Annotated in this window: 25 protein-coding genes; 5 read left to right on the top strand and 20 right to left on the bottom strand. The window is 43.6% G+C overall.

The annotated features are described in order from the left end of the window. Positions 1–291: 291 nt before the first annotated feature. The 6 genes from ispH to murJ form a co-directional block, all read right to left on the bottom strand. Positions 292–1,245: a 4-hydroxy-3-methylbut-2-enyl diphosphate reductase gene (gene ispH, locus OFY17_RS14520; protein ID WP_263531456.1), complete on the bottom strand. Its 954-nt coding sequence runs from the start codon at positions 1,243–1,245 to the stop codon at positions 292–294. Then, positions 1,242–1,673, bottom strand: coding sequence for an FKBP-type peptidyl-prolyl cis-trans isomerase (locus OFY17_RS14515; protein WP_263531455.1), 432 nt, complete (start codon positions 1,671–1,673; stop codon positions 1,242–1,244). Before OFY17_RS14515 ends, ispH begins: the two co-directional genes overlap by 4 nt. Further along, positions 1,670–2,182 (bottom strand): signal peptidase II, encoded by a 513-nt coding sequence (lspA, locus tag OFY17_RS14510; protein WP_263531454.1) that lies wholly within the window; start codon positions 2,180–2,182, stop codon positions 1,670–1,672. The genes OFY17_RS14515 and lspA overlap by 4 nt, the downstream gene beginning before the upstream one ends. Then, positions 2,175–4,997 carry an isoleucine--tRNA ligase gene (ileS, locus tag OFY17_RS14505; RefSeq protein WP_263531453.1) on the bottom strand — a complete coding sequence of 941 codons (2,823 nt, stop codon included), beginning with the start codon at positions 4,995–4,997 and terminating at the stop codon, positions 2,175–2,177. The genes lspA and ileS overlap by 8 nt, the downstream gene beginning before the upstream one ends. Positions 4,998–5,037: 40 nt before the next feature. After that, the gene (gene ribF / locus OFY17_RS14500) at positions 5,038–5,961 is read right to left on the bottom strand and encodes a bifunctional riboflavin kinase/FAD synthetase (RefSeq protein WP_263531452.1); all 924 of its coding nucleotides are present in this window, start codon (positions 5,959–5,961) and stop codon (positions 5,038–5,040) included. A 121-nt stretch (positions 5,962–6,082) separates the two neighbouring features. Further along, entirely contained in the window at positions 6,083–7,660 is a 1,578-nt protein-coding gene (murJ, locus tag OFY17_RS14495; RefSeq protein ID WP_263531451.1) for a murein biosynthesis integral membrane protein MurJ, read from the bottom strand. Between the two features lie 249 nt (positions 7,661–7,909). Here murJ and rpsT point away from each other — a divergent pair, with 249 nt between their 5' ends. After that, complete coding sequence (rpsT, locus tag OFY17_RS14490) at positions 7,910–8,173, top strand: 30S ribosomal protein S20 (protein ID WP_263531450.1); 264 nt, start codon at positions 7,910–7,912, stop codon at positions 8,171–8,173. A 66-nt stretch (positions 8,174–8,239) separates the two neighbouring features. Here the strand turns inward: rpsT and proB are convergent, their stop codons facing one another. The 4 genes from proB to rplU form a co-directional block, all read right to left on the bottom strand. Beyond that, positions 8,240–9,364, bottom strand: coding sequence for a glutamate 5-kinase (gene proB / locus OFY17_RS14485; protein ID WP_263531449.1), 1,125 nt, complete (start codon positions 9,362–9,364; stop codon positions 8,240–8,242). Positions 9,365–9,391: 27 nt separating this feature from the next. After that, positions 9,392–10,582 carry an Obg family GTPase CgtA gene (gene cgtA / locus OFY17_RS14480; protein ID WP_263531448.1) on the bottom strand — a complete coding sequence of 397 codons (1,191 nt, stop codon included), beginning with the start codon at positions 10,580–10,582 and terminating at the stop codon, positions 9,392–9,394. A gap of 111 nt (positions 10,583–10,693) precedes the next feature. Further along, positions 10,694–10,951: a 50S ribosomal protein L27 gene (rpmA, locus tag OFY17_RS14475; protein WP_263531447.1), complete on the bottom strand. Its 258-nt coding sequence runs from the start codon at positions 10,949–10,951 to the stop codon at positions 10,694–10,696. Positions 10,952–10,982: 31 nt separating this feature from the next. Beyond that, the gene (gene rplU, locus OFY17_RS14470; protein WP_263531446.1) at positions 10,983–11,291 is read right to left on the bottom strand and encodes a 50S ribosomal protein L21; all 309 of its coding nucleotides are present in this window, start codon (positions 11,289–11,291) and stop codon (positions 10,983–10,985) included. A gap of 281 nt (positions 11,292–11,572) precedes the next feature. Here rplU and ispB point away from each other — a divergent pair, with 281 nt between their 5' ends. Beyond that, positions 11,573–12,553: an octaprenyl diphosphate synthase gene (gene ispB / locus OFY17_RS14465; RefSeq protein WP_263531445.1), complete on the top strand. Its 981-nt coding sequence runs from the start codon at positions 11,573–11,575 to the stop codon at positions 12,551–12,553. 58 nt (positions 12,554–12,611) lie between these two features. Here the strand turns inward: ispB and OFY17_RS14460 are convergent, their stop codons facing one another. Continuing rightward, positions 12,612–13,580: an alpha/beta hydrolase gene (locus tag OFY17_RS14460; protein WP_263531444.1), complete on the bottom strand. Its 969-nt coding sequence runs from the start codon at positions 13,578–13,580 to the stop codon at positions 12,612–12,614. 205 nt (positions 13,581–13,785) lie between these two features. Here OFY17_RS14460 and fabA point away from each other — a divergent pair, with 205 nt between their 5' ends. Together fabA and fabB are read left to right on the top strand one after the other, a co-directional pair. After that, positions 13,786–14,301: a bifunctional 3-hydroxydecanoyl-ACP dehydratase/trans-2-decenoyl-ACP isomerase gene (gene fabA / locus OFY17_RS14455; RefSeq protein WP_263531443.1), complete on the top strand. Its 516-nt coding sequence runs from the start codon at positions 13,786–13,788 to the stop codon at positions 14,299–14,301. Positions 14,302–14,330: 29 nt separating this feature from the next. Continuing rightward, positions 14,331–15,545, top strand: a complete 1,215-nt coding sequence (gene fabB / locus OFY17_RS14450) for a beta-ketoacyl-ACP synthase I (RefSeq protein ID WP_263531442.1) — start codon at positions 14,331–14,333, stop codon at positions 15,543–15,545. Between the two features lie 116 nt (positions 15,546–15,661). Here fabB and OFY17_RS14445 read toward each other — a convergent pair whose 3' ends face one another. From OFY17_RS14445 to smrA, 4 genes are all read right to left on the bottom strand, one after another. Continuing rightward, positions 15,662–16,354, bottom strand: coding sequence for a lysophospholipid acyltransferase family protein (locus tag OFY17_RS14445; RefSeq protein WP_263531441.1), 693 nt, complete (start codon positions 16,352–16,354; stop codon positions 15,662–15,664). Positions 16,355–16,433: 79 nt separating this feature from the next. After that, entirely contained in the window at positions 16,434–17,540 is a 1,107-nt protein-coding gene (locus OFY17_RS14440; RefSeq protein ID WP_263531440.1) for a 1-acyl-sn-glycerol-3-phosphate acyltransferase, read from the bottom strand. A 44-nt stretch (positions 17,541–17,584) separates the two neighbouring features. Beyond that, positions 17,585–20,506: an insulinase family protein gene (locus OFY17_RS14435; protein ID WP_263531439.1), complete on the bottom strand. Its 2,922-nt coding sequence runs from the start codon at positions 20,504–20,506 to the stop codon at positions 17,585–17,587. Between the two features lie 152 nt (positions 20,507–20,658). After that, entirely contained in the window at positions 20,659–21,240 is a 582-nt protein-coding gene (gene smrA, locus OFY17_RS14430; RefSeq protein ID WP_263531438.1) for a DNA endonuclease SmrA, read from the bottom strand. Positions 21,241–21,423: 183 nt separating this feature from the next. On the opposite strand from smrA, the gene OFY17_RS14425 reads away from it, so the two are divergent. After that, positions 21,424–21,918, top strand: coding sequence for a phosphatase domain-containing protein (locus tag OFY17_RS14425; RefSeq protein WP_263531437.1), 495 nt, complete (start codon positions 21,424–21,426; stop codon positions 21,916–21,918). A gap of 65 nt (positions 21,919–21,983) precedes the next feature. On the opposite strand, the gene OFY17_RS14420 is transcribed toward OFY17_RS14425, so the two are convergent. The 5 genes from OFY17_RS14420 to OFY17_RS14400 all read right to left on the bottom strand — a co-directional run bounded on the left by OFY17_RS14420 (position 21,984) and on the right by OFY17_RS14400 (position 26,870). After that, positions 21,984–22,847 (bottom strand): nuclear transport factor 2 family protein, encoded by an 864-nt coding sequence (locus tag OFY17_RS14420; protein ID WP_263531436.1) that lies wholly within the window; start codon positions 22,845–22,847, stop codon positions 21,984–21,986. Positions 22,848–22,953: 106 nt separating this feature from the next. Then, positions 22,954–23,841: a helix-turn-helix transcriptional regulator gene (locus OFY17_RS14415; RefSeq protein ID WP_263531435.1), complete on the bottom strand. Its 888-nt coding sequence runs from the start codon at positions 23,839–23,841 to the stop codon at positions 22,954–22,956. A gap of 178 nt (positions 23,842–24,019) precedes the next feature. After that, entirely contained in the window at positions 24,020–24,604 is a 585-nt protein-coding gene (locus tag OFY17_RS14410) for a GNAT family N-acetyltransferase (RefSeq protein ID WP_263531434.1), read from the bottom strand. A 155-nt stretch (positions 24,605–24,759) separates the two neighbouring features. Continuing rightward, entirely contained in the window at positions 24,760–25,464 is a 705-nt protein-coding gene (gene ssb, locus OFY17_RS14405) for a single-stranded DNA-binding protein (RefSeq protein WP_263531433.1), read from the bottom strand. Positions 25,465–25,511: 47 nt separating this feature from the next. After that, positions 25,512–26,870 carry an MFS transporter gene (locus OFY17_RS14400; RefSeq protein ID WP_263531432.1) on the bottom strand — a complete coding sequence of 453 codons (1,359 nt, stop codon included), beginning with the start codon at positions 26,868–26,870 and terminating at the stop codon, positions 25,512–25,514. Positions 26,871–26,899 lie beyond the last annotated feature (29 nt).

Genomic DNA, 26,899 nt, shown 5'->3' with positions numbered 1-26,899 from the left:
AAACACCAACTTACTTAATAAAGCGAATTGACGTGTTTGACTCTCGTGTAAGACTTCAATTTTTTTGAAAGTCTCCAGCGAGCGCCCACACAAATTATCTGATTATCTATTTTAAAGAGCGTTGCTATACCACTTGCAGCTACTTGAATCACCTAGTTACTAAATAACTAAGTAGAAGCACTGCCCGTGTCAGCGAGGGCGTATATTAAGGATCTACAGAAACAATGCAAGAACTTTTAACGCTTTATTGAAGGTTTTTAGAAATTAGTTTGGATGGCTGTTTTGGAATGGTTATTTGACCTCGACAATACGAAGTTCTTTAGGCATAGAAAACGATACATTCTCTTCTTGTCCCTGTAGCTCTTGAGGGCTTTCACCACCTTCTTGAACTAAGCGTTCTATCACCTCGTTGATCAATATTTCAGGGGCAGAAGCACCAGCCGTAACACCAACAGCAGCAACACCTTCCAACCACGAGTGATCGATTTCGCTTGCGTTATCAATAAGGAAGGACTTTGTTCCCATACGCTCAGCAAGCTCTTTTAATCTATTAGAATTAGAGCTATTTACTGAACCTACAACCAGAACAAGGTCTGACTCTTCCGCCAAAACTTTAACAGCATCTTGGCGATTCTGAGTGGCATAACAAATATCATCTTTTTTAGGGCCACGTATAAGAGGGAAGTGCTCCCTTAATGCGTCGATAACAACCGAGGTATCATCCATAGACAAAGTTGTTTGAGTAACAAAAGCAAGCTTCTCAGGATTATGTACCTTTAAATTAGCAACATCCTCAGGCCCTTCAACTAAATAGATGGCTCCACCTTTACTATCGTCATATTGACCCATAGTGCCTTCAACTTCAGGGTGTCCATCATGGCCAATCAATACGCACTCCATACCATCTCTGGAGTAGCGTAATACTTCCAAGTGCACTTTGGTTACTAGAGGGCAAGTAGCATCAAATACTTTTAAGCCTCTATTTGTGGCTTCATCTCTTACTGCCTTAGATACACCATGAGCACTAAAAATAACGATGTTATCGTCTGGCACTTGATAGAGCTCATCAACAAAAACTGCTCCACGTGCTTTTAGTGACTCAACAACAAATTTATTGTGAACCACTTCATGGCGCACATAAATTGGCGCTTCAAATAAATCAAGACAACGATTCACAATTTCAATTGCTCTATCCACCCCAGCGCAAAAGCCCCTTGGATTGGCTAGTTGTATAGCAAAACTCATGCTGCAGCCTCTACTGAAACGACCTTCACCCTAAAAGTTAAGTCACGGCCTGCAAGTGGGTGATTAAAGTCTACTACCACTTCTGTTTCACCAATTTCAGCAATGACTCCTGGTAATTCGTTTTTACTCATATCAGCAAACGACACCACCATACCCTCTTCTAAATCCATAGAAAATTGAGAACGAGGCATACGCTGAACATTGTTTTCATTATGGGCACCAAAGGCTTTTTCAGGAGGCATACGATAACTTGCCTCTTCACCAGCAGACATTCCTAAAATGGCCTTCTCAAAATCCGGCAGCAAACTACCATCGCCAAAAACAAAATCTGCTGGCGACTGAGAGAAGTTCGAATCCACAACCTGACCATTATCTAGAGATAACTCAAAAAATAAGCTGACTTTACTTTGGGTTGTAATCACATTCATTTTTTAATACCTTCCGGCTTTTTCGCTATAAAACTCTCAAGCAACATTAAAATCACACCAATGGTAATGGCGCTATCCGCAACATTGAAGGCGGGAAAATACCATGTTTGTTGCCAGTGGAACTGTAGAAAATCGATAACATGTCCATACAGCAATCTGTCATGAAGATTTCCGATAGCACCGCCCAAGATAAGACTTAAAGACAAGGCTTCCAGCTTATTAGTAAGCGATATTTTCACCAAACGCCAACTAATACCAATCACAACAGCAATGGCGACCAACGAGAAGAACCAACGCTGCCACCCCCCAGCTTGAGCCAAAAAGCTAAAAGCAGCCCCCGTGTTGTAACGCAATGTTAAATCAAAGAAAGGAAGCACCGCCACTTCTTGACCATAGAAAAAATTCGCTTCTACAGCTTGCTTAGTAATCCAATCAATAACAAAAAGAACGAAAGCCAGCACCCACCAGCGCTGAACCTTCTTCAACACATTAGCTAGATTCTTAAGCATAAAGGCGCTGCTCACCTTCTCCGTCTGGAAGGTTTGATATACAACGATCACACAATTCTGGATGTGCTTCTCGTTGACCAACTTCTTCACGATGATGCCAGCAACGCACACATTTCGCATGTTCACTGAGAGACACAGCAACCTGAAGACCTTCAAGTTCTGTCGCAACAGCATCTTCTTTGGCATCCGCTAGAGGTAGAACCTTCACTTTCGACGCAATCAATACGAAGCGCAATTCATCGTCTAAACGATTCAAAGTCGCCATCAAAGCATCATCACAGTAAAGATCAATTTCGGCACTCAAACTTGCCTTCATTTTCCCTTCATTACGAGCGGCTTCTAGCACCTTATTAATAGCTACTTTGGTTTCTAGTATTTGTTTCCAGAACTCGCGGCCTAGCGCTTCATCACCTGTAAGCTCTTCAAGGCCTTCATACCAAGTCTCTAAGAAAACTGACTCGCCACGCTCACCTGGCAATGTTTGCCAGATCTCATCCGCAGTAAAGCTAAGAATAGGAGCAACCCAACGGCTAAACGCTTCCATAACATGATACAAAGCAGTTTGAGCAGAACGACGTGCCAAGCTATCAGATTGGGTTGTGTACTGACGATCCTTGATCACATCTAGGTAGAAGCCACCCAAATCAACAGAACAGAAGTTTTGGATTTTCTGGTTCACTGCATGGAATTGATATTCGCCGTAGGCCACATCTAGTTCTTTTTGCAACAATGCAGCACGATCAACAATCCAACGGTCCAAGGCAATCATATCCGCAGCAGGAACCATGTCTTCTGCTGGATCAAAGCCATTTAAGTTCGCCATCATAAAGCGCGCTGTGTTACGAATTCGACGGTAAGAATCCGCTACTCGCTTAAGGATTTCGTCGGACACTGTCATTTCAGTCGTGTAATCCGTTGCCGCTACCCACAAACGGATAATGTCAGCACCTAGCGTACTCATTACTTTCTGAGGAGATAACACGTTGCCTAGTGACTTAGACATCTTGCGGCCATCGCCATCAACGGTAAAACCATGAGTAAGCACTTGCTTGTAAGGAGGAACCCCACGAATAGCCATCGACGTCTTCAAAGATGACTGGAACCAACCACGATGCTGATCAGAACCCTCTAAATATAGGTCAGCAGGGAAGCTCAACTCTTCACGCTGATCAATAACAGAATAATGAGTTACACCTGAGTCAAACCATACATCCAAAGTATCCGTTACTTTGCTGTATTTCTCCGCTTCGTCACCTAATAATTCAGCAGCGTCTAGCTCGAACCAAGCATCGATCCCTTCTTTCTCGATACGTAGAGCCACTTCTTCAATTAAGCGAGGTGTCTCTGGGTGCAGTTCTTGTGTTTCTTTATTGATAAATAAAGCGATAGGCACACCCCAAGTACGCTGACGAGATACACACCAGTCAGGACTATTATTGAGCATGCCTTCCATGCGGTTTTGCCCCCAACTAGGAACCCATTTCACACCTTCAACAGCATGCTTAGCAGAGTCTAAAAGACCCTCTTTTGTCATACTGATAAACCATTGTGGTGTCGCACGGAATATCAAAGGCGTTTTCGTACGCCAGCAATGAGGGTAGCTGTGGAAAATTTTAGATTCGAAAACCAAAGCACTGTTTTTATTAAGCGCTTCTAAGATGGCTCCATCTACTTTATACACATGTAGCCCAGCAAACTCACCAGCAGCATCAGAGTAAACACCATTATCTTGAACAAGATTAATAGTGCCAATGCCATTTTCACGACCTACATTAAAGTCATCCACACCATGATCTGGCGCTGTGTGAACACAGCCAGTACCAGCTTCTGTCGTAACATGCTCACCCAAGATAACCGGAATATCGCGTTCAATGAAGGGGTGATTCAATACAGTGCCCGCAAGCGCAGAGCCTGTTGATCGACCAACGATTCGGTATTCAGAGAAGCTGTAGCGCGACATCACACTATCAACCATATCTTCAGCAAGGATAAGGCGCTCTTTGCCTAAACCAGCATCAACTTCAACAAGAGCGTAGTTGAATTCAGGATGTACAGATACTGCCTGACTCGCAGGAAGCGTCCAAGGTGTGGTTGTCCAAATAACAACTGAGACTTTGCCTTCGCCCGCTACATCAGAGAACTTAGCCAATAGCGCGGCTTCATCTTGTGGTGCATAACGCACATCCAATGATAGTGAGGTCTTATCTTGGTATTCCACTTCCGCTTCAGCTAAAGCAGAGCCACCAACCACACTCCAGTAAACTGGCTTAAAGCCCTTTACCAAATGACCATTGTCAGCGATTTTACCCAATGCACGTACAATGTTTGCTTCCGTTTGGAAGTTCATGGTCAGATAAGGATTCTCCCAATCTCCCATGATACCAAGGCGGATAAAATCTTTTTTCTGCTCTTCAATTTGCGAGTAAGCGTATTCACGGCATTTAGCACGGAACTCTTTATAAGATACTTTCGTACCCGCTTTACCAATTAGCTGCTCAACTTTGTGCTCGATTGGCAAACCATGACAATCCCAACCAGGAATATAAGGCGCATCAAAGCCACTGATCGTCTTAGACTTAACAATAATATCTTTGAGGATTTTGTTAACCGCATGACCAATATGAATGCTGCCATTCGCGTATGGAGGACCATCATGAAGAATAAAAGGCTTACGACCTTTACTCGTCTCACGCATTTTTTGATAAAGATCCATATCCTGCCAGCGTTTAAGCATGCCAGGTTCACGTTTTGCCAAATCACCACGCATTGGGAACTTAGTATCTGGCAAGTTCAGTGTCGGTTTATAATCACTCATTGTTTTTTGATTTATCCTCAAAGATCATCAGTTCACTGATTTAGTCAAAGAAACGTATTGCTTCTTCTTTGTCATGTTGAATTTGTTTTTCCAGCGCATCTAAGCCGGCCATTTTCTTTTCTGCTCTAATAAAGTGACAGAAGGTGACCTGCACATAGGAATCATACAAATCGCCATTAAAATCAAATAGGTGCACTTCTAATATGGGTGTTTTTCCTTTTACCGTCGGACGAACACCTATGTTAGCAACACCTTTATAAATAACGCCTTTCTCTTCTAAAGTGACCGCATATACACCTGAAAGTGCAGACTTGATACCTTTCAGATGAATATTGGCTGTCGGAAACCCTAACTTTCTCCCAAGCTTTTGACCGTGAATTACTCGGCCATCCAAGGTAATCGGGTGCCCCATATTTTCTTTAGCAGAAACCAAATCGCCCTTTTCTAGTAATCCTCTGACTAGGGTACTACTGACCCTATCACCCAAAGGGTTCTTTACAGATGGCGTACGCTCCACTTTAAAGCCATTGCGAATGCCGAAAGATGTCAAGTAATCAAAGTCACCTTGACGATCACAGCCAAAGCGGAAATCATCACCAACTACCAAATGCGCAACATCCAATCCTGACTGTAAAACCTTTTCGCAGAAGGCCTGTGCATCCAATTGCTGAAACTTAAGGTTAAAAGGCATACAAAGCACATAATCGATGCCTTGCCCTTCCAACAACTTCACTTTGTCTCGCAACCTCCCGAGGCGGCCAGGTGCCGTATCGGGTGAAAAAAATTCTCTCGGCTGTGGCTCAAAAATAATAATACCTGTTGGCGAACCATATTCCGCAGCCAACTCTTTCACCCGCGATAGAATTGCTCGATGCCCCAAATGGACACCGTCAAAATTCCCTATCGTCAGCACACATCGCCTGTGTTCTGGGCGGATATTATGAATACCGCGAATTAACTCCATAGAACTCCGAACAAAACCATAAAATCCAGCGCAAAAAATAACCGCGATTATATAGCAGTTCAATCAATGACGGTAGGCCAGCACAGCAGATAGGAGAGCAAAGTAAAACTTGCCGTAATAATTAGGCTTTTAACATCCTAGGGCGTAAACCTGCCACTACTGCAGAAGCGCTATAAACAAGAACACCACTCACCACAACAAGCGACATATAACCCACTCTCTGCAAATCAGAAACCTGCATCCACTGCCAACCAAGCCCAAGTAAGAAATATAGACAAGCAACCAAGGCTGCCGAAGAAAAAGTTAGAATCACCAACAGCCGACGCCACTGTAAAGAAAAGCTGTGATGCTTTTGCTTATACAACCCATACCAAAGCAGAAAAGCATTCAAAGCAGCAGACAGACTGGTCGCCAACGCCAAGCCAACATGACCGAGAGGCCAAACTAGAATTAAGTTCAATACCATATTCGCAACCATGGCATAGATTCCGATACGCACCGGCGTTTTCGTATCTTGGCGAGAATAATAGCCGGGGGCCAGAACCTTAATGAGCATCATAAAGACCAAACCAATGGAGTAAGCCTGCAAACTTTGGGCAGCCATAACAACATCATGTTCTGTCAATTCACCCCGATAAAAAATAGTAGCTATAAGAGGCTCAGCCAAAACAAACAAGGCTAACGAGGATGGTATGGCAATCAATAGCAACATACGCAAAGCCCAGTCCAGAGTAGAAGAAAACTTGCTCGTATCCGATCCTGCAAAACTTCTCGACAATGAAGGCAGTATGACCGTACTTATCGCGATAGCAAAAATCCCTAAAGGCAGTTCATAAAGACGGTCAGACAAGTACAACCAAGTAATGCTGCCCGTTTCAAGGAAGGATGCTAAAACCGTGTCTAACAACAAGTTTATCTGACCTACGGACACACCAAACAAGGCTGGCCCCATCAACCACAGGATGCGTTTCACCCCCGGATGAGAAAAACCAAGTGTTGGCATAGGCAACAATTTTAGCCGCGCTAAAAAAGGCATCTGAAATAGCAACTGAATCAAACCCGCAAAAAACACGCCCCATGCCACAGCGACCTCAGCTTGAGCAGCACTGCGAGCAAAAAACAAAGTCGCGACGATTAAAGACAAGTTTAAAAAAATAGGAGTAATGGCAGGGACGGCGTATTCACCATGAGCATTAAGAATCCCCCCCGCCAAAGCCGTCAAGGAAATAAATAACAAATAAGGGAAAGTAATCACCAGAAGCTCTGAGGTTAGGGCCAGTTGCGCAGCATCATCGGAAAAACCTGGTGCAAACAAATACACCACCCAAGGAGCACAAACCATAAACATGACTGTGACGCACAATAATACCAAAGAGAGAGAGCCTGATACGGCAGCAACTAAAGCCCGCACTTCCTGTTTGCCTTCATTGACACGATAATCGCTCAACACAGGAACAAACGCCTGAGCAAAAGCCCCCTCCGCAAAGAGTCGTCGAAAAAAGTTAGGAATTTTAAAGGCAACAAAAAACGCATCTGCACTGCCACTCGCCCCAAGCACAGAAGCTAATGCAGCATCTCTTACCAAGCCCAAAATGCGTGAAAGAAAGGTGCAAATTGACACCAAGACACCCGAACGCAATAGAGACTGCTTTTTAGGGGCTATTTTAAGATCGGTTTCAGGCGCGGGAGTTTCAGACATATGAAAGACACAAATACATAAAGCAATAAATTTACCCAAGAATAACACTAGCAAGAGCCACAACACAGCAAATACATATCAGCACAGGCCGAATATATTGGCTGATTTCGCGAATATTTACTCATTAGGGTTGTTAGTATGCGAAAAACTGGTAAAATCCGCCGCGAGATTTTAAAGTTAAAACTGACCTTAATTTCACGAGGCAGCATTTGCTGTATCGTTACTTAAAAAATTTAAAGGAGCCAGACCGTGGCAAATTCCGCAGGTTCAAAAAAACGTGCGCGCCAGGCAATTAAAAGCCGCGCTCACAATGGTAGCATCCGCTCTATGGTTCGCACTTACTTGAAAAAAGTAGATGCAGCTATTGAAACAGGCGACCAAGCTGAAGCAAAAGCAGCTTACATTCTAGCAACTTCGAAGCTAGACAAAGCAGCTGACAAAGGCCTATATCACAAAAACAAAGCAGCTCGCCATAAGAGCCGCTTGAGTGCTAAAATTAAAGCACTGGCCTAACACTTATAAAAAAACCGGCAGATGCCGGTTTTTTTATGCGTTATTTACTCAAAGTAATTCACCACCTCAAGTAACCACCAAATCGTCCCTATGAATTAACTCAGGCTCACCATTGTAGCCAAGCACCTCTCCTATCTTAGAAGAAGGTTTACCAAGTAACTTCAAAGTTTCAGCCGCACCATAGTTAACTAAACCACGCGCGATAATTCGCCCAGCGCCATCGACACAAATAACCATATCACCGCGTCGAAAATCGCCTTGCGCATCCTTTACGCCGACAGGCAGTAAACTATTACCACCTTTTTGCAAAGCCTTAACAGCGCCATCATCCAAAACCAAAGAACCTCGATTCCTTAGATGACCTGCCAACCACTGCTTGCGTGCCGCTTCTCGCCCTGTATCTGGCAACAACCAAGTACCCAGAATCTCTCCCGCAGCAACACGAGTAATAACATCCTGCTCTCGACCCGATGCGATCAATGTATCTGCACCTGAGCGAGACGCTAAACGCGCTGCCCTTACCTTGGTCAGCATGCCGCCGCTACCTAAAGCGCCAGCACCACCACTCACCATAGATTCTAAACGCTCATCCGATGCCGGTATCTGAGGTATTAATTCAGCATCTTTATGATCCCTAGGGTTTTTATCAAACAAACCTAGCTGATCGGTCAAAATGATCAACACATCCGCTTCGATCAAATTGGCTACTAAGGCACCCAAGGTATCATTATCACCAAATCGAATTTCGTCCGTTACCACCGTATCGTTTTCATTAACAATCGGTATCACACCTAAGCCCAGCAAGGTACGCAGAGAAGAGCGCGCATTTAAGTAACGACGACGATTTGATAGATCATCATGGGTTAATAGAATTTGCGCTGTGCACAGGTCGTATTTTTCAAAGTTAGATTCATAAACCCCAACCAACTCCATCTGACCTACCGCGGCAGCAGCCTGCAACTCATTAATTTGAGTCGGGCGATTAGCAAAACCAAGACGCTTCATACCTGCAGCAACAGAACCAGAAGAGACCAGTACAACCTCTTTACCCTGAGCTTTTAGCTGGGCGATTTGATCCACCCAAAGGGCAATACGATCAACATCCAACCCTTGACCATCATTGGTAAGCAATGCACTGCCGATTTTGACAACAATACGCTGCGCCTTTGCAATTCTTTCTCGCATTCCCATGATACTACTTAGTTCCTAACTACCAACTTAACGAACATACTCAACTTCAACATCGTAATCATCTTCGTCAAAGTCATCATCATCCAAAGCCTGACCTGCATTACGACGCTTTTCACGCAGTGACATAATACGATCTCGACCCTCTTCATCAATAAGAGTACGGATGGCTTTTTCTTTTTCGCGAGCTTCTTCACTCTCAGCCAACAATTCTCGCTGCTCTTCTAGAGCAGTCATAAGATCAAGACACAGAACTTCTGTACCTTCACCAGATATAGCCGAAATGCGGTAAGCCTGCCCTTCCCAACCTAAAGCATCAATCACACTTTGACAGCGCTCTTCTAACTCTTCTGGCGGAACCATATCGGTTTTATTCAATACCAACCAGCGATCACGATTGGCCAAAGCAGGACTGAACAATTTTAATTCATTGACAGCGATAACCGCCGCTTCCGCAGGAGTCACATCATCCCAAGGAGCCAAATCAACGATATGAAGCAATATTCTGTTTCGCACCAAGTGCTTTAAAAAACGAATACCAAGGCCAGCACCTTCTGAAGCGCCTTCAATAATTCCCGGAATATCTGCAACAACAAAGCTTTGGTGCTTTTTCACTTTTACCACACCAAGGTTAGGCACCAAGGTAGTGAAAGGGTAGTTAGCTACCTTTGGCTTAGCAGAAGACACTGAGCGAATAAAAGTAGACTTACCTGCATTCGGCAAACCTAGTAAACCTACATCTGCAAGCACTTTCATTTCCAGCTTCAATGTACGCTCTTCACCCACAGTACCTTTTGTGGTCTGCCTTGGGGCACGGTTAGTACTAGATTTAAAGCGTGTATTCCCCAAGCCATGGTGTCCACCCTGAGCAACTTTCAGCTTCTGCCCAGCACGAACAAGATCCCCTAGAGTTTCACCTGTATCTTCATCGATAACAGTGGTTCCAATCGGCACTTTGATTTCAAGGTCTGGCGCTTTCGCCCCAGTCATATCCCGCCCTTGGCCATTTTGGCCATTTTCAGCGATATATTTCTTCGTAAAACGAAAATCAATTAGGGTATTTAGTGATTCGTCAGCAACTAAAACGACACTACCGCCATTACCGCCATCACCACCATCAGGGCCACCTTTAGCAACAAACTTTTCTCGCCAAAAGCTCAAACAACCATTACCGCCCTTACCAGCTCTTACGTAAATGCCGGCTTCATCAACAAATTTCACAGGTACACACCTCTTAGGTGGATTATCAAAATCAATAAAACATTGATTATAGAATTCTTACAAAAAAAAAGCCCCGCACCGCGGAGCTTTTTTTAAGTTTTTAATAAGCTATTAAGCAGCTACTACGGAAACCGTACGACGCTTAAACTTACCTTTCACTTCAAACTTCACTTGGCCTTCAACTACAGCAAACAAAGTGTGATCTTTACCAATATCAACACCAGCACCAGGGTGGAATTGAGTACCACGCTGACGAACTAGGATGTTACCTGGGATCACAGCTTGACCACCAAAACGTTTGACACCTAATCGTTTCGACTCGGAATCGCGACCGTTACGAGTACTACCACCCGCCTTTTTATGAGCCATAACTTACTCCTTAAATTTGAATAGTTAGCGTTTAGTTAATGCCAGTTATTTTCACTTCCGTGAACCACTGACGATGACCCATACGCTTCATAGAGTGCTTACGACGGCGGAATTTCAAAATTTTCACTTTGTCACCACGACCATGAGCAACAACTTCAGCCGTTACTTTAGCGCCTTCTACTACTGGTGCGCCAACTTTAACGTCGTCACCATTAGATACAAGAAGAACGTCGTCGAATTGAATCGCGCCACCTTCTTCAACAGCTAATTTCTCAACCTTAAGGGTTTGGCCTTCTTGTACACGGTATTGCTTACCGCCAGTTTTGATCACTGCAAACATTTTCTTCTCCAATAAGATTTACCCGGCTACTGAAATTAAATTTGACCTACTTCTAGTGGCAACTAACTTCTGACGAATCCGCCAAAAATCACTAACCATATGATAGGGAGCAAAATGTGGGTAAATCGGACGCAGGATTGTACAAAATCACACCAAACAACACAAGCTGTAAACAAGCACTTTATATATTTTTTGCGTTTAAGGTTGACCCTAGCTCTAGCCTTACCTAGCATGAGGCTCGTTTGCCTATCAGCGTAGAGTGATTTAGCTTCGGAATTTACATGCAACCAACTCAAATACACAGTGTTGTGGCCAATGAATTTGGCCAAATGAACGAGTACATAATGTCGCAGCTTAAAAGTGACATTCCACTTATCGAACAAATTGGCTATTACATTATAAGTAACGGCGGCAAAAGACTCCGCCCATTACTGGTATTGCTATCGGCCAAAGCCAGCTCAGGCCTTAATGAAGAGCAATCAACCCAAGCTATTCAAATGGCTACCATCATAGAGTTCATTCACACATCGACTCTATTACATGATGATGTTGTAGACGAGTCTGATATGCGCCGCGGTAAAAAAACGGCTAATGAAGAATGGGGCAACGCGCCAAGCGTTTTAGTCGGTGATTTCCTCTACTCTCGAGCATTTCAAATCATGGTAGAAGTGGGCAGCATGCAATGCATGAGCATACTGTCAAACACAACGAACGTTATTGCCGAAGGCGAAGTTCAGCAACTCATCAACTGTGGCGACCCTGACACCACAGAAGAAAGCTACCTAAAGGTCATCCAATACAAAACAGCCAAGCTATTTGAAGGTGCTGCACTTTGTGGCTCCGTCATAGCAAACGCCTCGAAGGAGCATCAAGAAGCACTACGTTTATATGGCATGTATATAGGCACCGCATTCCAGCTTATTGATGATGTTATGGATTACACCAGTACGGCAGAAGAAATGGGCAAAAGTGTTGGTGATGATCTAGCAGAAGGCAAACCTACTTTACCGCTCATTTTCACCATGAAGCACGGCAGCGAAGACGCAATCAAGCGAGTGAGAAATGCTATTGAAACGGGCGGACTTGAGCAATTAGAAGCCATCATTTCTGACGTACAAGGTTGTGGTGCAATAGAATACACAGAGAAACAAGCGCAAGAACAAGCAGATCTAGCTATCTCTGCTATTCAATGTCTGCCTAACTCAGAATATAAAGACACCCTCATATCCTTAGCTCACGCTTCAGTGAAGCGCCGCGCTTAAAAAGAAAAGCTAGCTGCATTAAATGGTTACCCCACAAAATGCACCTAGCTTTTTATATCTATAATCTATTCAATATTTCTAATACAGCCTCGGCAGACTTGCTGGAGTGCTGCTGCATAAAGCAGTGCCCTCCTTCTACCTCAATGACTTTAATATTCGGGTTAAGGCTCGCAGCTAACTTATAAGCTTCCTTAAAGTAGGGGAAAGTATCCTTACCTTGAACAATATAGGTAGGAACAGAAATTTCCTTAATCGCTCTCCATCCACCTTTAGGGTAAGTAGAGAAAATTTCTGCTTCCATCCAAGGGGGGCAACCCAAATAGTAATGACCATCCTCAGACTGCTTTATTGATGAGGAAATATAATCTTCTAAGCACTCACTTTCCCATCCTTTGAAAGTACCACGCTCATGGAAGTTCCCTCTAACGTCAGCATAAGTTTCCCACTTAGTACGACGGCGGCGAGCTTTTTTTGCCAACGGGAGATGACGTCTTAGACCTGCCATTTTTACAGCACGCATCATCCAAACTAAGCGAGGGGGGAAAAACGCTGGATCAAGCAAAACCATAGCGTCGAAAGCAGGCTTACTTGCTTGATTCATCAGCAAGGTCATACAACCGCCAAAGCTGTGCCCCATACCAATCAAGTCAGTATTTGGTAACCGATTTCTTTGCTGATCTAAGGACTCAATAAAACGCTCTGCCGTTGCATTCCAGCCGACGAAATGATTCCCTGCAGACGAATCACCATGGCCTGCAGCGTCCTGCAAAATCAAATTAAAGCCATGTAATTTCTGCAAAAAGCATGAATAGGTTTTGACTGAGAAGCCATTACCATGAAGAAAATGAATGGTCGGTTTCTTGTCATCAACGAGGCTCTCATACCCCTGAATATAACCGTCCTTCACTGGACTTCTCCAAGCGACCAGCTCAGTGTCTCCTCGAAAGCTCATCTTCACCCTCAACCATTCATTTAAAGAAAAGAACACACTACCAGAAAAGCGCTTCTCGACAACCAGAAAAACCATATTTAAAAAGGCCAATATTGACCAAAGAAACAAAAACACACACGAAATGATTGTTTTTCACACAGGTTGTTGAGTTTTTTTCCATACAAACATTCATATTAAGGCTTCAAACCGATATAATCAGCTAGATTTTATACTGCAAACTAGGCCACAAAAGTCCACCTGACTACTTTTAAGTCATTCTGGATGTGGATATAGGAATACAATGACTACTGCTTCATCTTTTGAAAAAGACGAACTATTACAATGCGGCTACGGCGAAATGTTTGGTGAAGGTAATGCCCGACTTCCTGTAGGCAATATGCTTATGATGGATCGTATTACTCACATTTCTGTCGAAGGCGGAGAACACGGCAAAGGCGAAATCATCGCTGAGCTAGATATCAATCCTGACCTTTGGTTCTTTGAATGCCACTTCCCGGGTGACCCAGTTATGCCTGGTTGCCTTGGCTTAGATGCTATGTGGCAACTTGTTGGCTTCTTCCTTGGTTGGAAAGGCAACAAAGGGCGCGGACGCGCTTTGGGTGCTGGTGAAGTGAAATTTACAGGTCAAATTTTGCCAACAGCCAAAAAAGTTACCTTCCATATCAACCTTAAGCGTGTAATCGAACGCAAATTGGTTATGGGCATTGCCGATGGAAGCGTAAAAGTTGACGGTCGTGAAATTTACACAGCGAAAGACCTTCGCGTGGGTCTATTCACTTCAACAGATAACTTCTAAAGTTTTAGAATAAAAAAAGAGGCACTCTTATGCGTCGTGTAGTAGTAACTGGTCTTGGCATCGTCAGCTGTCTAGGCAATGACAAAGCAAGCGTTTTAAACTCTTTACGCGAAGGCCAATCTGGCATTCGTTTTGCTGAAGATTACAAAGAATATGGTTTCCGTAGCCATGTTTGTGGCCGAATCGATTTAGATGCAGACGGCATCGATCGTAAAGTTCGCCGCTTCATGGGTGATGCAGCAACCTACGCATACTCATCTATGCAACAAGCTATTGAAGATGCTGGTTTAACTGAAGAACAAGTTTCTAATATCCGTACTGGACTAGTAGCAGGTTCTGGCGGTGCATCTGCAAAAAATCTTGTAGATTCAGCAGACACTCTTCGCGAGAAAAGTGTTAAGCGTGTTGGTCCTTACCGTGTTACTCAAACAATGGGAAGTACTGTATCAGCTTGTCTAGCAACACCATTTAAAATCAAAGGTGTGAACTACTCTATTACATCTGCATGTTCAACCAGTGCTCACTGTATCGGTAACGCGATGGAGCTTATCCAACTGGGCAAACAAGATATCGTGTTTGCAGGTGGTGGTGAAGAAGAAAGCTGGACTCAAACTTGTATGTTTGATGCGATGGGCGCTCTATCTTCTAAATACAATGACACTCCTGAAAAAGCTTCTCGTGCATACGATGCAAACCGTGACGGTTTCGTTATCGCTGGCGGTGGCGGTATGTTGGTTATTGAAGAACTTGAACACGCAAAAGCACGTGGCGCGAAAATCTACGCAGAATTAGTTGGCTACGGTGCAACATCTGACGGTTACGACATGGTTGCTCCTTCTGGTGAAGGCGCAGTACGTTGTATGCAAATGGCAATGAGCACAATTGACGGTGATATTGATTACATCAATACGCACGGTACAAGTACTCCTGCTGGTGATATGAAAGAGCTTCAAGCAGTTAACGAAACATTCGGTGATAAAATCCCACTAGTTAGCTCAACTAAGTCTCTATCTGGCCACTCTCTAGGTGCTGCTGGTGTTCATGAAGCAATTTACTGCTTGCTAATGATGGAAAACAAATTCATCGCAGCATCTGCAAACGTAGACGAGTTAGACCCAGCAGCTGGTAACATCCCTGTTGTAACAACTCGCAAAGACGATGCTGACTTGAACTTAATCATGTCTAACAGTTTTGGTTTTGGTGGAACAAACGCTAGCTTGGTATTCAAAAAATACGAAGCTTAATATTCCCCAGCTAAACACTAGACACAAAAAAGCCGCATTTAAATGCGGCTTTTTTATTGATCAAAATAAATGAAGACCTTCACCAAACTGAGTAAAACTCGATCCTAGCTAGAGAATTAATCTAGAGAGTTATTCCCTTTTGGCAACTTAGCCATTTCAGCTCGCATCCAAGTATCCATTTCCTCATGAAGCGCGGATGTTTTCTTGCCTTCCGATTCGATTACAGGACCTATAACCACTCGAATACTGCCTGGGAACTTACGCCAGCGTCTTCCCGGCCAAGTGTAACCCGCATTATGAACAACAGGCAGGATAGGTGCATTCGCCGAGGTCGCCAACATAGCAGCGCCCTTGTTGAAAGCTTGCTCTTCGTTCGGCGCAATGCGTGTCCCTTCAGGAAAAATCAGCACTGAACGACCGTCTTCGATTCGCTCTTTACCTTGGCTAATAATTTGCTTTAAGGCATTCGTACGTTGAGATCGGTCAATAGCAATCGGCTGAACCATACGTAGACCCCAACCAAAAAAAGGTACGGACAATAGTTCCTTTTTCAGAACAGTAGAGATGGGTGCGAACAATACTTGCAGTATGTAGGTCTCCCATTCACTTTGGTGGTTTGCCACCAGCACGCTTGGGCGCGCTTTATTAATATTCTCTAAACCTACGACTTCTACTTTCACACCACAGGCAACACGGAAAATAAATAGCAGCCCTTTATTATGTAGGTTCAAGACTGGCTGCCTAGCGTTTTTCGGCAGTAACAGAGTGGCGATAGGAGCAAGAGCGCCAAACGCAATAGTAGAGATCATATAATAAGCAAAGAAAACAATGGACCCCAGCCAGGACCTTAAAGACTCCAAAACACCCATTAACACTCTACTCCTAACCTTATTCGCTTAAATATTTTTGCTTTTGTTTTAGTGGATTTGCATACATAGCCAAGATAGTTTCCCTTAACTCTTTAGGGCACGTATCAAGATAGTCAGAGAAACCTTTATCTGTCGAAGGTAAACCCTGCTGTACCGCTAAAGCCGCTTCATTCGTCGGCTGAGCAGCGTAGTTCATAATAATCTGGCGATCCACCTCTTCAACAAACTCTTCAGGTGTTTCAAAGCCATCTTTAATCACATCACCAAACGTCACTACCACCTTGCCTTTAAAGCCCACGATACCATTTTTAATACTGTCGATGTCTTCAAATTCCGCCTTTTGATATGCACCTGTTTTCTCCTTTTCATTCAGCTCATTGGCTTTATCAAAGGCACAAGGGTCATATTCATAAGAGATAGATACTGGCACAATTTTCAGATTAGCCATGGCTTCAGGAAACGGCACTTTGGCTTTTTTCTGGCTCATGAAAAACATTTTAATGATGGCAGGGTCTGTTTGATCTAGACCATCTTTAGCCCGCCCTTCCTTCTGGGCGATCCAGATATTAGACTGGTCTTCCATTAATGATGTCGAAATATAAGAAGATAACTGCCCAAATGCAGCCATCATTTCTCGAACACCATTTGCCGAACGTTTCACGATAAAGCTTTTGTTTAGGCGCATTAAGTCAGAAACAAATGGGCGACGTAGCAAATTATCACCTATCGCAATACGTACCGTATTAAGGCCAGCAAGATACAAACCGTAGTTCACAAAAGCTGGGTCCATGGCGATATCCCTATGATTAGATAAGAACAAATAGCCTGTGTTCTTATCTAACTTATCAATACCGCGATACTCCACATCCGTAGTCGTGGTTTTGATCATACGTTCCATGTAGCTAGCAACACGCATCTGGAAATCGTGCACATTTTTAACGCTCGATAATTGACGCTTTAGAGCCAGCTTGACGATATAGCCCAATGGCCCATGCAAAAGTCGAGGCCATTTGGCAAATCGAAAACCAATAATGGTATTAATGAAGTCCGGTGTTTCCACCAAGTTATTCAACACCGCTGCAACTTCATCATCATTGTATGGGCGTATATCTTGAAACTGATCCATTCACTTATCCGTTAATTAAACTATTATTTGCTAAAGGCTGCTCATTAAAGCGCTTGAATAGTGAAGCCCAAGGCTTCTAACTCTTCACGCTTCGATGTGGCAGATACCACAGCAACATTTTCATTTTGTTCTGTTAAATAGGTTTTCGTAACCTGTTTAAGTTGATCTATTGTCACCGCTAAAATTTTCGCACGGAAAGCTTCTCGATAAGCCAAGCTGCGTCCATGAAGCTGAACATAGAAGTCACTTTGCGCTTCACCAGCAGGGGAGCCCGGTTTATCCATGGAACCAATGACACCCAGAATCGCTTCTTCTAACATATCTTCGGTGTGTTCTTCGTTTAGCATCCAATCAATGGAGGCATCGAAGTCCGCTAGGGTTTCTGTTAAGCGAGGATCACGGTAAGAGTAAAAACGGAAAGCGCCGGAACTGCCGTCAAAGGTAGCACCACCGCCATAAGCACCGCCCTGCTCACGAATCACTCTGTGTAAGAAACCATTACGCAAGAAGCCACCTAGTACTGTTAAAGCCGCCACATCTGGATGATCACCAAACGCCGCACGGTAGGCCTTACTACAGAAATTCACCTGAGTAGAAGTCAGCCAAGCCACCTTGGTTTTACTGTCTTCCGCTGGCAAAGCAAAATTCGTATCCAGTTCGCCTACTGGCAAACCAGCAACCAGCTTAGTCACTTCGTCCACTATTGCCGTCTCATGCTGAGCTTCAGCCACCAGCAACAACTGCTTATTGGCTTTTAATAGTTTCTCATGCAAACGTTTAAATACAGCCAGTACGGCTTCCACTGCGGAATCGTCTGCTTTCATGGCATCATCTAATGCCATAAGTGAGCGAATACCAGACAAGCCGCCCCATTTCTCTTGCTGCAACGCCAAACCAGAGAAAGTACTGGTTGCCGCCGCCATGGCCAATGAATGACCTTGACCTGTGATAGATTGCTCACGGCGAGCTCGACGCTGTGCCACCAATTCTTTCAAGCGACCAACTTCATCAAAGCGCACATTCAGCATGGTATCCGTAAGTAGCTCTGTCATCGCTTTAACATTAGGAACTAAGGCTTTGCTCGATAAGATAAAGTAAGCATTTAGAGATTGACGATCCGCAATGACAGGGCGAATCGAATTAGACGCACCTAAACCACCACAGACTTGAGCTTGGCGTTCTTGTACGGCTAGATAATCTTCTTCACCTATACCTAACTCAGTAATGACAGAGGAAAACAACGGCAAGTATTGCGTCTCTTCTTCATCTAGCTCAGGTAAATCAATAACCAACTGCTGATAAACCAGACCATTGGTGCCTTGTGGATAGAAGGTAATTGGCAAGTTAGCCGATACCTTAGCACTGTCGTATTCAGGTAAACGTGCTGGAACATCTTCCAAGCCGACTTTAGGTAGAATGCTCATATCATCCACCTGCACCTGACGCTCTTTTAATGCTGCGCTACGAGCGATGATTTGCTCTTTTTCAACATCCGATAACGCCGCTTTAATCTGACTTAAACGATCTTTCTCAGCTGCATTACGACGTGCTTCTAAAGCATCATCTGGGCTTAAAGTCAGAGTGACTCGGTGTGCATTTGACAGCAACAAGCGATTGATCAGTTCAGGAATGTATTGAGGGTCTTTGATTTTCTCTCGCATGTCATTGATGACAGGGTCAAGATCAAGTTGAGCGATAACATCACCCGAGTGCACAGCCGTCGACAAGCCAGCCAAGATAAGCTGCAAACCATATGGGTAACTGCCACCACCGATTTCGCGCTGACTCAACTCAAGTTGGTGCAACATAGCATCCACCATACTCTGTGGTACGCCATTATCAGCAATGTCTTTTAGTGATGAAACAACCAAGGCTTCCACTTGCAAAGCGTCTTCTTGTTTCACTCCTTCTAAACCACACATGAAGCTCATTTCTTTATTGCTGTCTTCAAGACCGCACAAAGGAGACGGAGCCCGACCTAAGTCACTTCCTTCTAACACTCGCAACAAAGGTGACGCACTGTTATCCAGCAATACACTGGACAACAATTGCGCTTCGAATTGCTGGTTTAAATCTATGCTTTCACCAAGCAACCAACCTATCACCACATGGCTAGCATCTTCTTTCACTTCTTCCGCTGCATAACCTTCTTGAACACGTACTGGTGAGAAGTAGCGTTTAGCATTCGGCACAACCACTTGCTCTTCTAAACGTTCAAAGCGGCTTAGTACCTTCTCTTCAAACTCAGCTTGTAATGTTTCAGCAGGAATATCACCAAATGTCATAAAGACGGCATTAGATGGGTGGTAATGAGTACGGTAGAAATCCAGTAAGTCTTGATAAGATAAATCAGGAATGTCCGTTGGCTCACCACCAGAGTTAAAGTGGTAAGTATTATTTGGGAACAAGTATTTAGTCAGAGTTTGCCACAACACAGAAGTGGTAGAACTCATCGCCCCTTTCATTTCATTGAATACCACACCTTTGAAGGTAAGGTCAGATTCTGAATTCTCAGGTTCTTCAAATTCCAAACGATGACCTTCTTGAGAGAAGTCCAACTCATCAAGTCGAGAAAAGAACACAGCGTCCAAATACACATCTAATAGGTTATGGAAGTCTTTCTTGTTCTTGCTGGCAAAAGGGTAAGCCGTCCAATCAGAAGAGGTAAATGCATTCATGAAGGTATTCAATGAACGACGTATCATCATGAAGAAAGGGTCGCGTACTGGAAAACGCTCAGAGCCACACAACACAGTGTGTTCAAGAATGTGAGCCACACCACAGGAATCCGTTGGTACTGTCTTCAAGCCGACAAGAAAAACATTTTCGTCATTTTCGGATGCGATATGAAAATGCTTCGCCCCAGTAACTGTGTGTTCAAACTCTTGCACAGTGGCGTTAAGAGCATCAATAAACTCGCTGCGAACAAAAGTAAACGCAGAATGATGAGCAGTACTATGGGCCATTATCTACCTCAATAGAATTAGAATACGATGACAACTATGTTTGGGACGACAAAAAACAGCATGTCGCGATTAAAGTGGCGGGATTATAGCAAAAATATGGCTTTTACTGCACGAAATAACGAGAAAGCTTTGCGTTAAATCCCTTTACAGAATTAACGCTTTTGGTGCTTTTCCCAATCTTCTAAGCGCGCTTTTTCGGTTTTCTTATACAAAACATACACAGCCCCTAAACCACCATGGAATTTTTGCGCACTATGAAATGCCATAACAGGGTCAAGGTCACGTAACCATTTATTGATGAAGCTTTTTAGCGTTGCCTGTTCTTCTGGGGTAGGGGCTCGATCTCCCTTGCCATGGACGATAATGGCAACACGAATATCATTACGCATGCAGTCATCAACAAACTGATAAACCTGCTCTCTTGCCTGAGCAACAGTATGACGATGTAAATCTAAGCGTGCCTCAATACCATATTTACCCTGACGCAAGCGTTTAAACACACCATCTTGTACACCAGAACGCTTATAAGCCAGCACGTCATTTGGCTGCACCTTTTCGACATAATCTTGCGACAGGTGGTTTCTATCCTCCTCATTCACCATAAGCGCGGCTTTTTGACGAGCGAGAAAGTCCACTTCAGGGCCTTTCTTACTTAAATACACTTCACTGGTTTTAAGCGGCTTTATTCCTGCTACTTCTTGCGCAAATAAAGATGCACCATCTTCTTCATCCACCAGCCAATACCTCATTAAATCAATTATGCTGGCAATTATATGTGTACCGAGACAAAAAGGCTTGTTTCATAAAACGCTTTTCGAAGGTAAAAGGGGCAAAAATCACACCTCAGCCCAAGCACAACTAACAATTGTCATATTTCTTATCTTATACTGGCCAAATATATGCAGAAGGAATATCAGATGACACACCCATACGACCTACTTGCCCTCGACAATGGCGCACAATTTATCTTCACACCATGCCCGGGAACAAAAGACGCCGATTTAACCTCATCCATTTTAAGCCTCAAAGAAGCGGGTGCAGACGTTATCATCAGCATGCTACCCGACTCTGAGATTGCCAAACTCAACGTCACAGATCTTGGAAAAGAAATACAACAACAAGGCATGCTTTGGTATCAACTACCCGTAGAAGACGATCAAGCGCCGCAGCAACCTTTCTTTGATGTGTTAAATACCAAAAAAGAAGAGCTGCTTACTCACTTAAAAGAGAAGAAAACGATAGTGATTCATTGTCGTGGTGGGACGGGAAGAACAGGAGTCATGGCAGCATGCTTACTACTAGAATCTGGTTACCAATGGGAGCGAGCGAAAGCACTTATACAAAGCATTCGCCCGAAAGCACTAACCATTCCAGCGCATGTTGAATTTTTGAAAATGAATTATGAACTATAAGATGATGGTGGTGGATAGATAACAAAGTATAGGCAGTTTAACCTGCCTATACTTTTCCTGATTAATTAAAAGCCAAACTTTCCATTATCATTTTTCCAATCCGCTTTTGGGGGAATGTTCTCGATAGTGTCCCAGTGCTCTACAATTTTTCCGTCCTCGACTCGGAACAAATCATAGAAGGCGACATGCTTATCTAAAAACTTACCTTCACTAATCGACAAAACGAAATCCCCTTGCCCTAACACTTTATGATTTTTGTTATAGGCCATTGGCATACCTTGCTGAGCTAAAGCCGCTAAAGCTTTACCTAGACCGCTTAAACCATCTGACACTGCTGGATTATGCTGAATATAGTCTTCATCATTTGGCCCAATAAACTGACCAATTTTACCCATATCCCCCTTGATTAGGATTGTCTCAACAAAGTCCGTCACTAAGGCCTTGTTTTCATCCGTTTTACTCAAATCCGTAACTTGTGTTGGCCCATCAAATTGAGTATGTCCACTAGGGTTTGGAGGAGCAATCTCTTGTAAATTATCCCAATGCTCTACGATTTTGTCGTTTTCAAAACGGAACACATCAAAGCCAGCTTTCGGGCCAAAGAAATCATATTCTGTATGCAATACAACATAATCACCGTCTTGAAATGCACGTTGAACGCTAGCTTTAGCACCGCCCGGTGGCAGCATTTTCATCGCTTCACCAAAACCGGCTAAGCCATCACCTATCGCTAAATTATGCTGTATATATTTATGTGGGTTGATGAAACCTACTGGCTCAGGATTACCATTTTCAATACTTTCTATTAGCGCGACCGCTTTTTCTGTATTTGTCATTTTTTGCTCCGCTGTTGCTGTACTCGTCATAGTTAAACATGCTGTTGCTATGGCTACGGGGGCCACAAGTTTTCTGAGAGTAATTCTATTCATCCTTATCTCCTTACAAATTGACAATATGTATATTAGAGAAACGATGAATTCTTAAGCAGAGTGAATGTGGGCAGAAAAATGGTCGATATCGAACTTTAACGTAAAACTACTTTCCAGTTAAGTTTGCAGAAAGGTACTGCTTTTTAAATTGACTTGGGGTTATGTGAGTATGCTTCTTAAAGTATTTAACAAAGTTGCTAACATCTTCAAAACCATGGTCAAAGGCGAGTTGTTGCGTAGTAACATTCCCTACCAATAGCAAACGCTTAATCTCTAATATGGTATGAGAGTCTATTAACTGTTTAGCGGTTAACTCTGTCGCCAGTTTACAGATATGGTTCAAGGTTTTATAAGTCATATTGAGTTGATCGGCATACCAGTTAGCTCCCTTTATTTGCCGATACTCTGTACATAACAGCTCAATAAAGCGCGCAAACTTAATACTTTGTGATTGCGACAACGTATCCATTTTCAGCTCTGGCCGTAATCTATGTAGCATTAGAGACAAAGTTGAAAATAAGTACATAACAATCAACGGATCCGAGCACGCATGGTTCACTTCGACTGTAAGTTCACTCACTAACTTCTGACAACGTTCATGATTCTCGGTATCAAGATTCACAATAGGGGTATATTGACTATTCAGATGCAAGGGGGTGTAGTTTGGTAAGCGCATATTGGCATGCACTTGATCCAAAAAGCCTTGTGTTAAGACCAGAACTTTCCCTTTGGGCCTATGACTAAAATCAAAAGCTTGAACTTGCTCTGGCTGCACAAAAATAACGGACCCTGCTAGGTACGGGTATTCAACAAAATCTATCATATGACTTCCATGACCAGCCATAATATAAATGAGTACAAAGAATTTTACTTTATGACATTGGTCTGGAGAGTGATGATTAAACTTTCGCTCATATAACTCCTCTAAATCAAATATTTCGAACTCTGCTTGTTTAGTCTTATTGTAATCAAAGATCACACTAGGAATATTCATCTGCTGTACTCATACCTTTTATGTAAAATAAGGGCTGCTCTAGATAACGCATTCAGATCCTTTTCACTTTATTGGTCCAACTATTTATTGGGGAGGCAAAAGATAAATACACTACATATTCGATCTCGCAATAACCAGAAGACTTACCGAAATGGTGAACCCCACCTTTTCTATCAAGCTAATTGAGCAATTTGTATTCTAAGTTCTGCTTAACACCAGACCATTCATGGCGAGCGATACTAAACAACACTGAATCTCGAACCCTACCATTAGGCATCACCATGTGGCTTCTCAAAATACCTTCTTGCTTAGCGCCAATACGCAGAATCGCATTCCGTGAACTTGTATTTAAGTAATCTGTGAGTAATTCAACTCGATTGAGGTTTAAGGTCTCAAATGCATAGGTCAACATTAACAACTTCGACTCAGTGTTTACCTTAGTTTTTTGAAATGACTTACCTAAGAAAGTAAAACCAATTTCTACTCGAGCATGCGGTAAATTAGCCCTCATAAAACGAGTAGAGCCAGCTACCTGATTGGTTTTCTCATCAATAATAGCAAAGGCTAAACCGTCTCCAGATTCTTGATTCAAACGTGCCTTATTGAGAAATGCATCGATCTCAGACGGGTGTGGAACAAGGGTTACGAAAAGTTTCCAAAGTTCCCCGTCTAAAATCGCTGAGCAAATCCCTTCTTTATGCGACTCAGATAACGGTTCCAAACGGACATGTTGACCTTGCAATGTTACTTTCTCGAATATCATGTTCAATCCCTTGCTCACAAGCTTAGCTATCAATAATGCTAAACACTCTCATAAATGGCCACTAGAAAAAACTATTAAACGCATTTATTGCCTTCTCCTAGAAACACGAAAGCCCCGCATTGCGGGGCTTTCTGTTTTAGCCAACTAAGAGTTGCTTAGAACGGGATATCATCGTCAAAGTCATCAAAGTTAGGCGCTTGTTGTGGCTTTGGCTCTGGTGCTTTTGGCGCTGCCTGTGGAGCACGTTGTTGTGGTGCTGCTTGTGCAGGCGCTTGCTGTGGCGCATTACCCCAGCTTCCGAATGATTGTGGCGCAGCTTGTTGTGGTGCTGCTTGAGGCTGTGGCTGCTGACCATAGCCACCTGCTGGCTGGTTGAAGCCACCTTGAGGAGCATGCTGTGGTGCCGCTTGCTGAGGCGCTTGGTTAAAGCCACCTTGTGGTGCTTGTTGCGCTGACGCTCCGCCACCGTAACCACCTTGTGCACCAGCATCGTAGCCACCCTGCTGACCGTCTGCACGCCCATCTAACAACTGCATTTCACTGGCAATAATTTCTGTTGTGTAACGCTTGATGCCGTCTTTTTCCCACTCACGAGTTCGTAGTGAACCTTCTACATAAACTTTTGAACCCTTCTTGATGAAGTCACCGGCGATTTGACCTAAACGGTAGTTACCACGGTCCATGAAAGACACACGGTGCCATTCAGTACGCTCTTGCATTTGGCCAGTTTGCTTGTCACGCCAGCTTTCCGTTGTTGCCAAACTTACGTTTGCGACAGCACCACCTGACGGCATAAAACGAACTTCGGCATCATTGCCTGCATTGCCAACCAAGATTACTTTATTTACTCCACGTGCCATGACGTTCTCCAACTAAAATTAATAATGTTCTTTTGCGAGATTCTGTTTTAAAGAGCAACTTGTGGCGCAATACGTGCCAAAGTGTCTTTGTCCAACTTTTTCTTATTTACTTTAAGGTAAGCTGTTTGCTCATCTTCAAATATTTGTAAGCCCTCTACTCCTTCAACCGCCATAAGTTGTTCGGTTAAGGTTGGTATAGCCGCTTCGTCGATGTTCGATAAACTAAATGCGAGACTACTCAGCTGTTTAGGAGCTGGCTGGGTGAGACTAACCAATGCCCAAGCTAAAAATACCACACCAAACACCCAAAATATGCCGTTACTCGAATAGTTTTGTATTAACCAACCACCACCAGCACCACCAATAAAGGAGCCGATAAACTGATGAGTAGAAAATACGCCCATTGCCGTACCACGGTTACCAACGGGAGCCAGTTTACTGATCAAGGAAGGCAAGGTTGCTTCTAGCGCATTAAAGCCAACAAAGTACACCCAAAGCAAGAAAGCGAACACCCCAATATGGTTACCCCATTGTAGCGACAGGGTACTAACGCCTAACAACAAAAGCACCAAAGTTAACACTTGCTTCATCTTGGCTTTTGCTTCGGCCATTATGACTAATGGTAGCATTCCAACAAAGGCACTCGCCATGATAATTAGATAAAGCCAACTGTGATCTTCTAAAGGCATTTCAAATGTATTCAAAAGAAGGCTTGGCAAGGTAATAAATAGCGCAGTCAAACTCGCATGAAGAAGAAACACACTGATGTTTAAAAAGCGTAATCTTGAGTCTTTTAATACTAAACCTAACGCTGCCAAGTTCGGCGTCGTATCGCGGCGAAAAGTGTGGTGTACCGAGTTCGGCACAGCAAACACAATCAACAAAATGCCTAATATCGACAGAGCAAAGGATAAATAGAACAAGCCAGATAAACCGATGAGCGCGTATAACCAAGGACCAATTACCAGAGACAACATAAAAGAAGCCCCGATGCTCGCGCCAACTAACGCCATGGCCTTAGTTCGGTTTTGCTCTCTTGTGACATCACTCAATAGAGCCATTAAGGTGCTAGCTATCGCCCCTGCACCTTGCACTGCACGGCCGATAATGAGTGTCGTAATGTCTGTTGCATTGGCACAAATCAGGCTACCAACAGCAAAAAGCAGTAAACCAATAACAATGACTCGTTTACGGCCTATTTTGTCAGACCACATGCCCATTGGAATTTGTAAGCTGGCCTGAGTTAGGCCATAGATACCAATGGCCATGCCTAATAAAGCCGCTGTTGTCCCTGTCATGTCATCACCCGCAATGCTAATAACAGGCATAATGAGGAACAAGCCAAGCATTCTAAACAAATAGATCAGCGCTAGGGCAAGTACAGAGCGGCGTTCGAGTAGATCCATATAGAGGTTATAACCACTTAACTTAAGGG

Origin of the sequence: Marinomonas sargassi, from assembly GCF_025716875.1 — a bacterium.
GTDB classification, from domain to species: Bacteria; Pseudomonadota; Gammaproteobacteria; order Pseudomonadales; family Marinomonadaceae; genus Marinomonas; species Marinomonas sargassi.
Note: the sequence above shows the minus strand (reverse complement) of the source record. Positions and strands in the feature narration are given on the sequence as shown.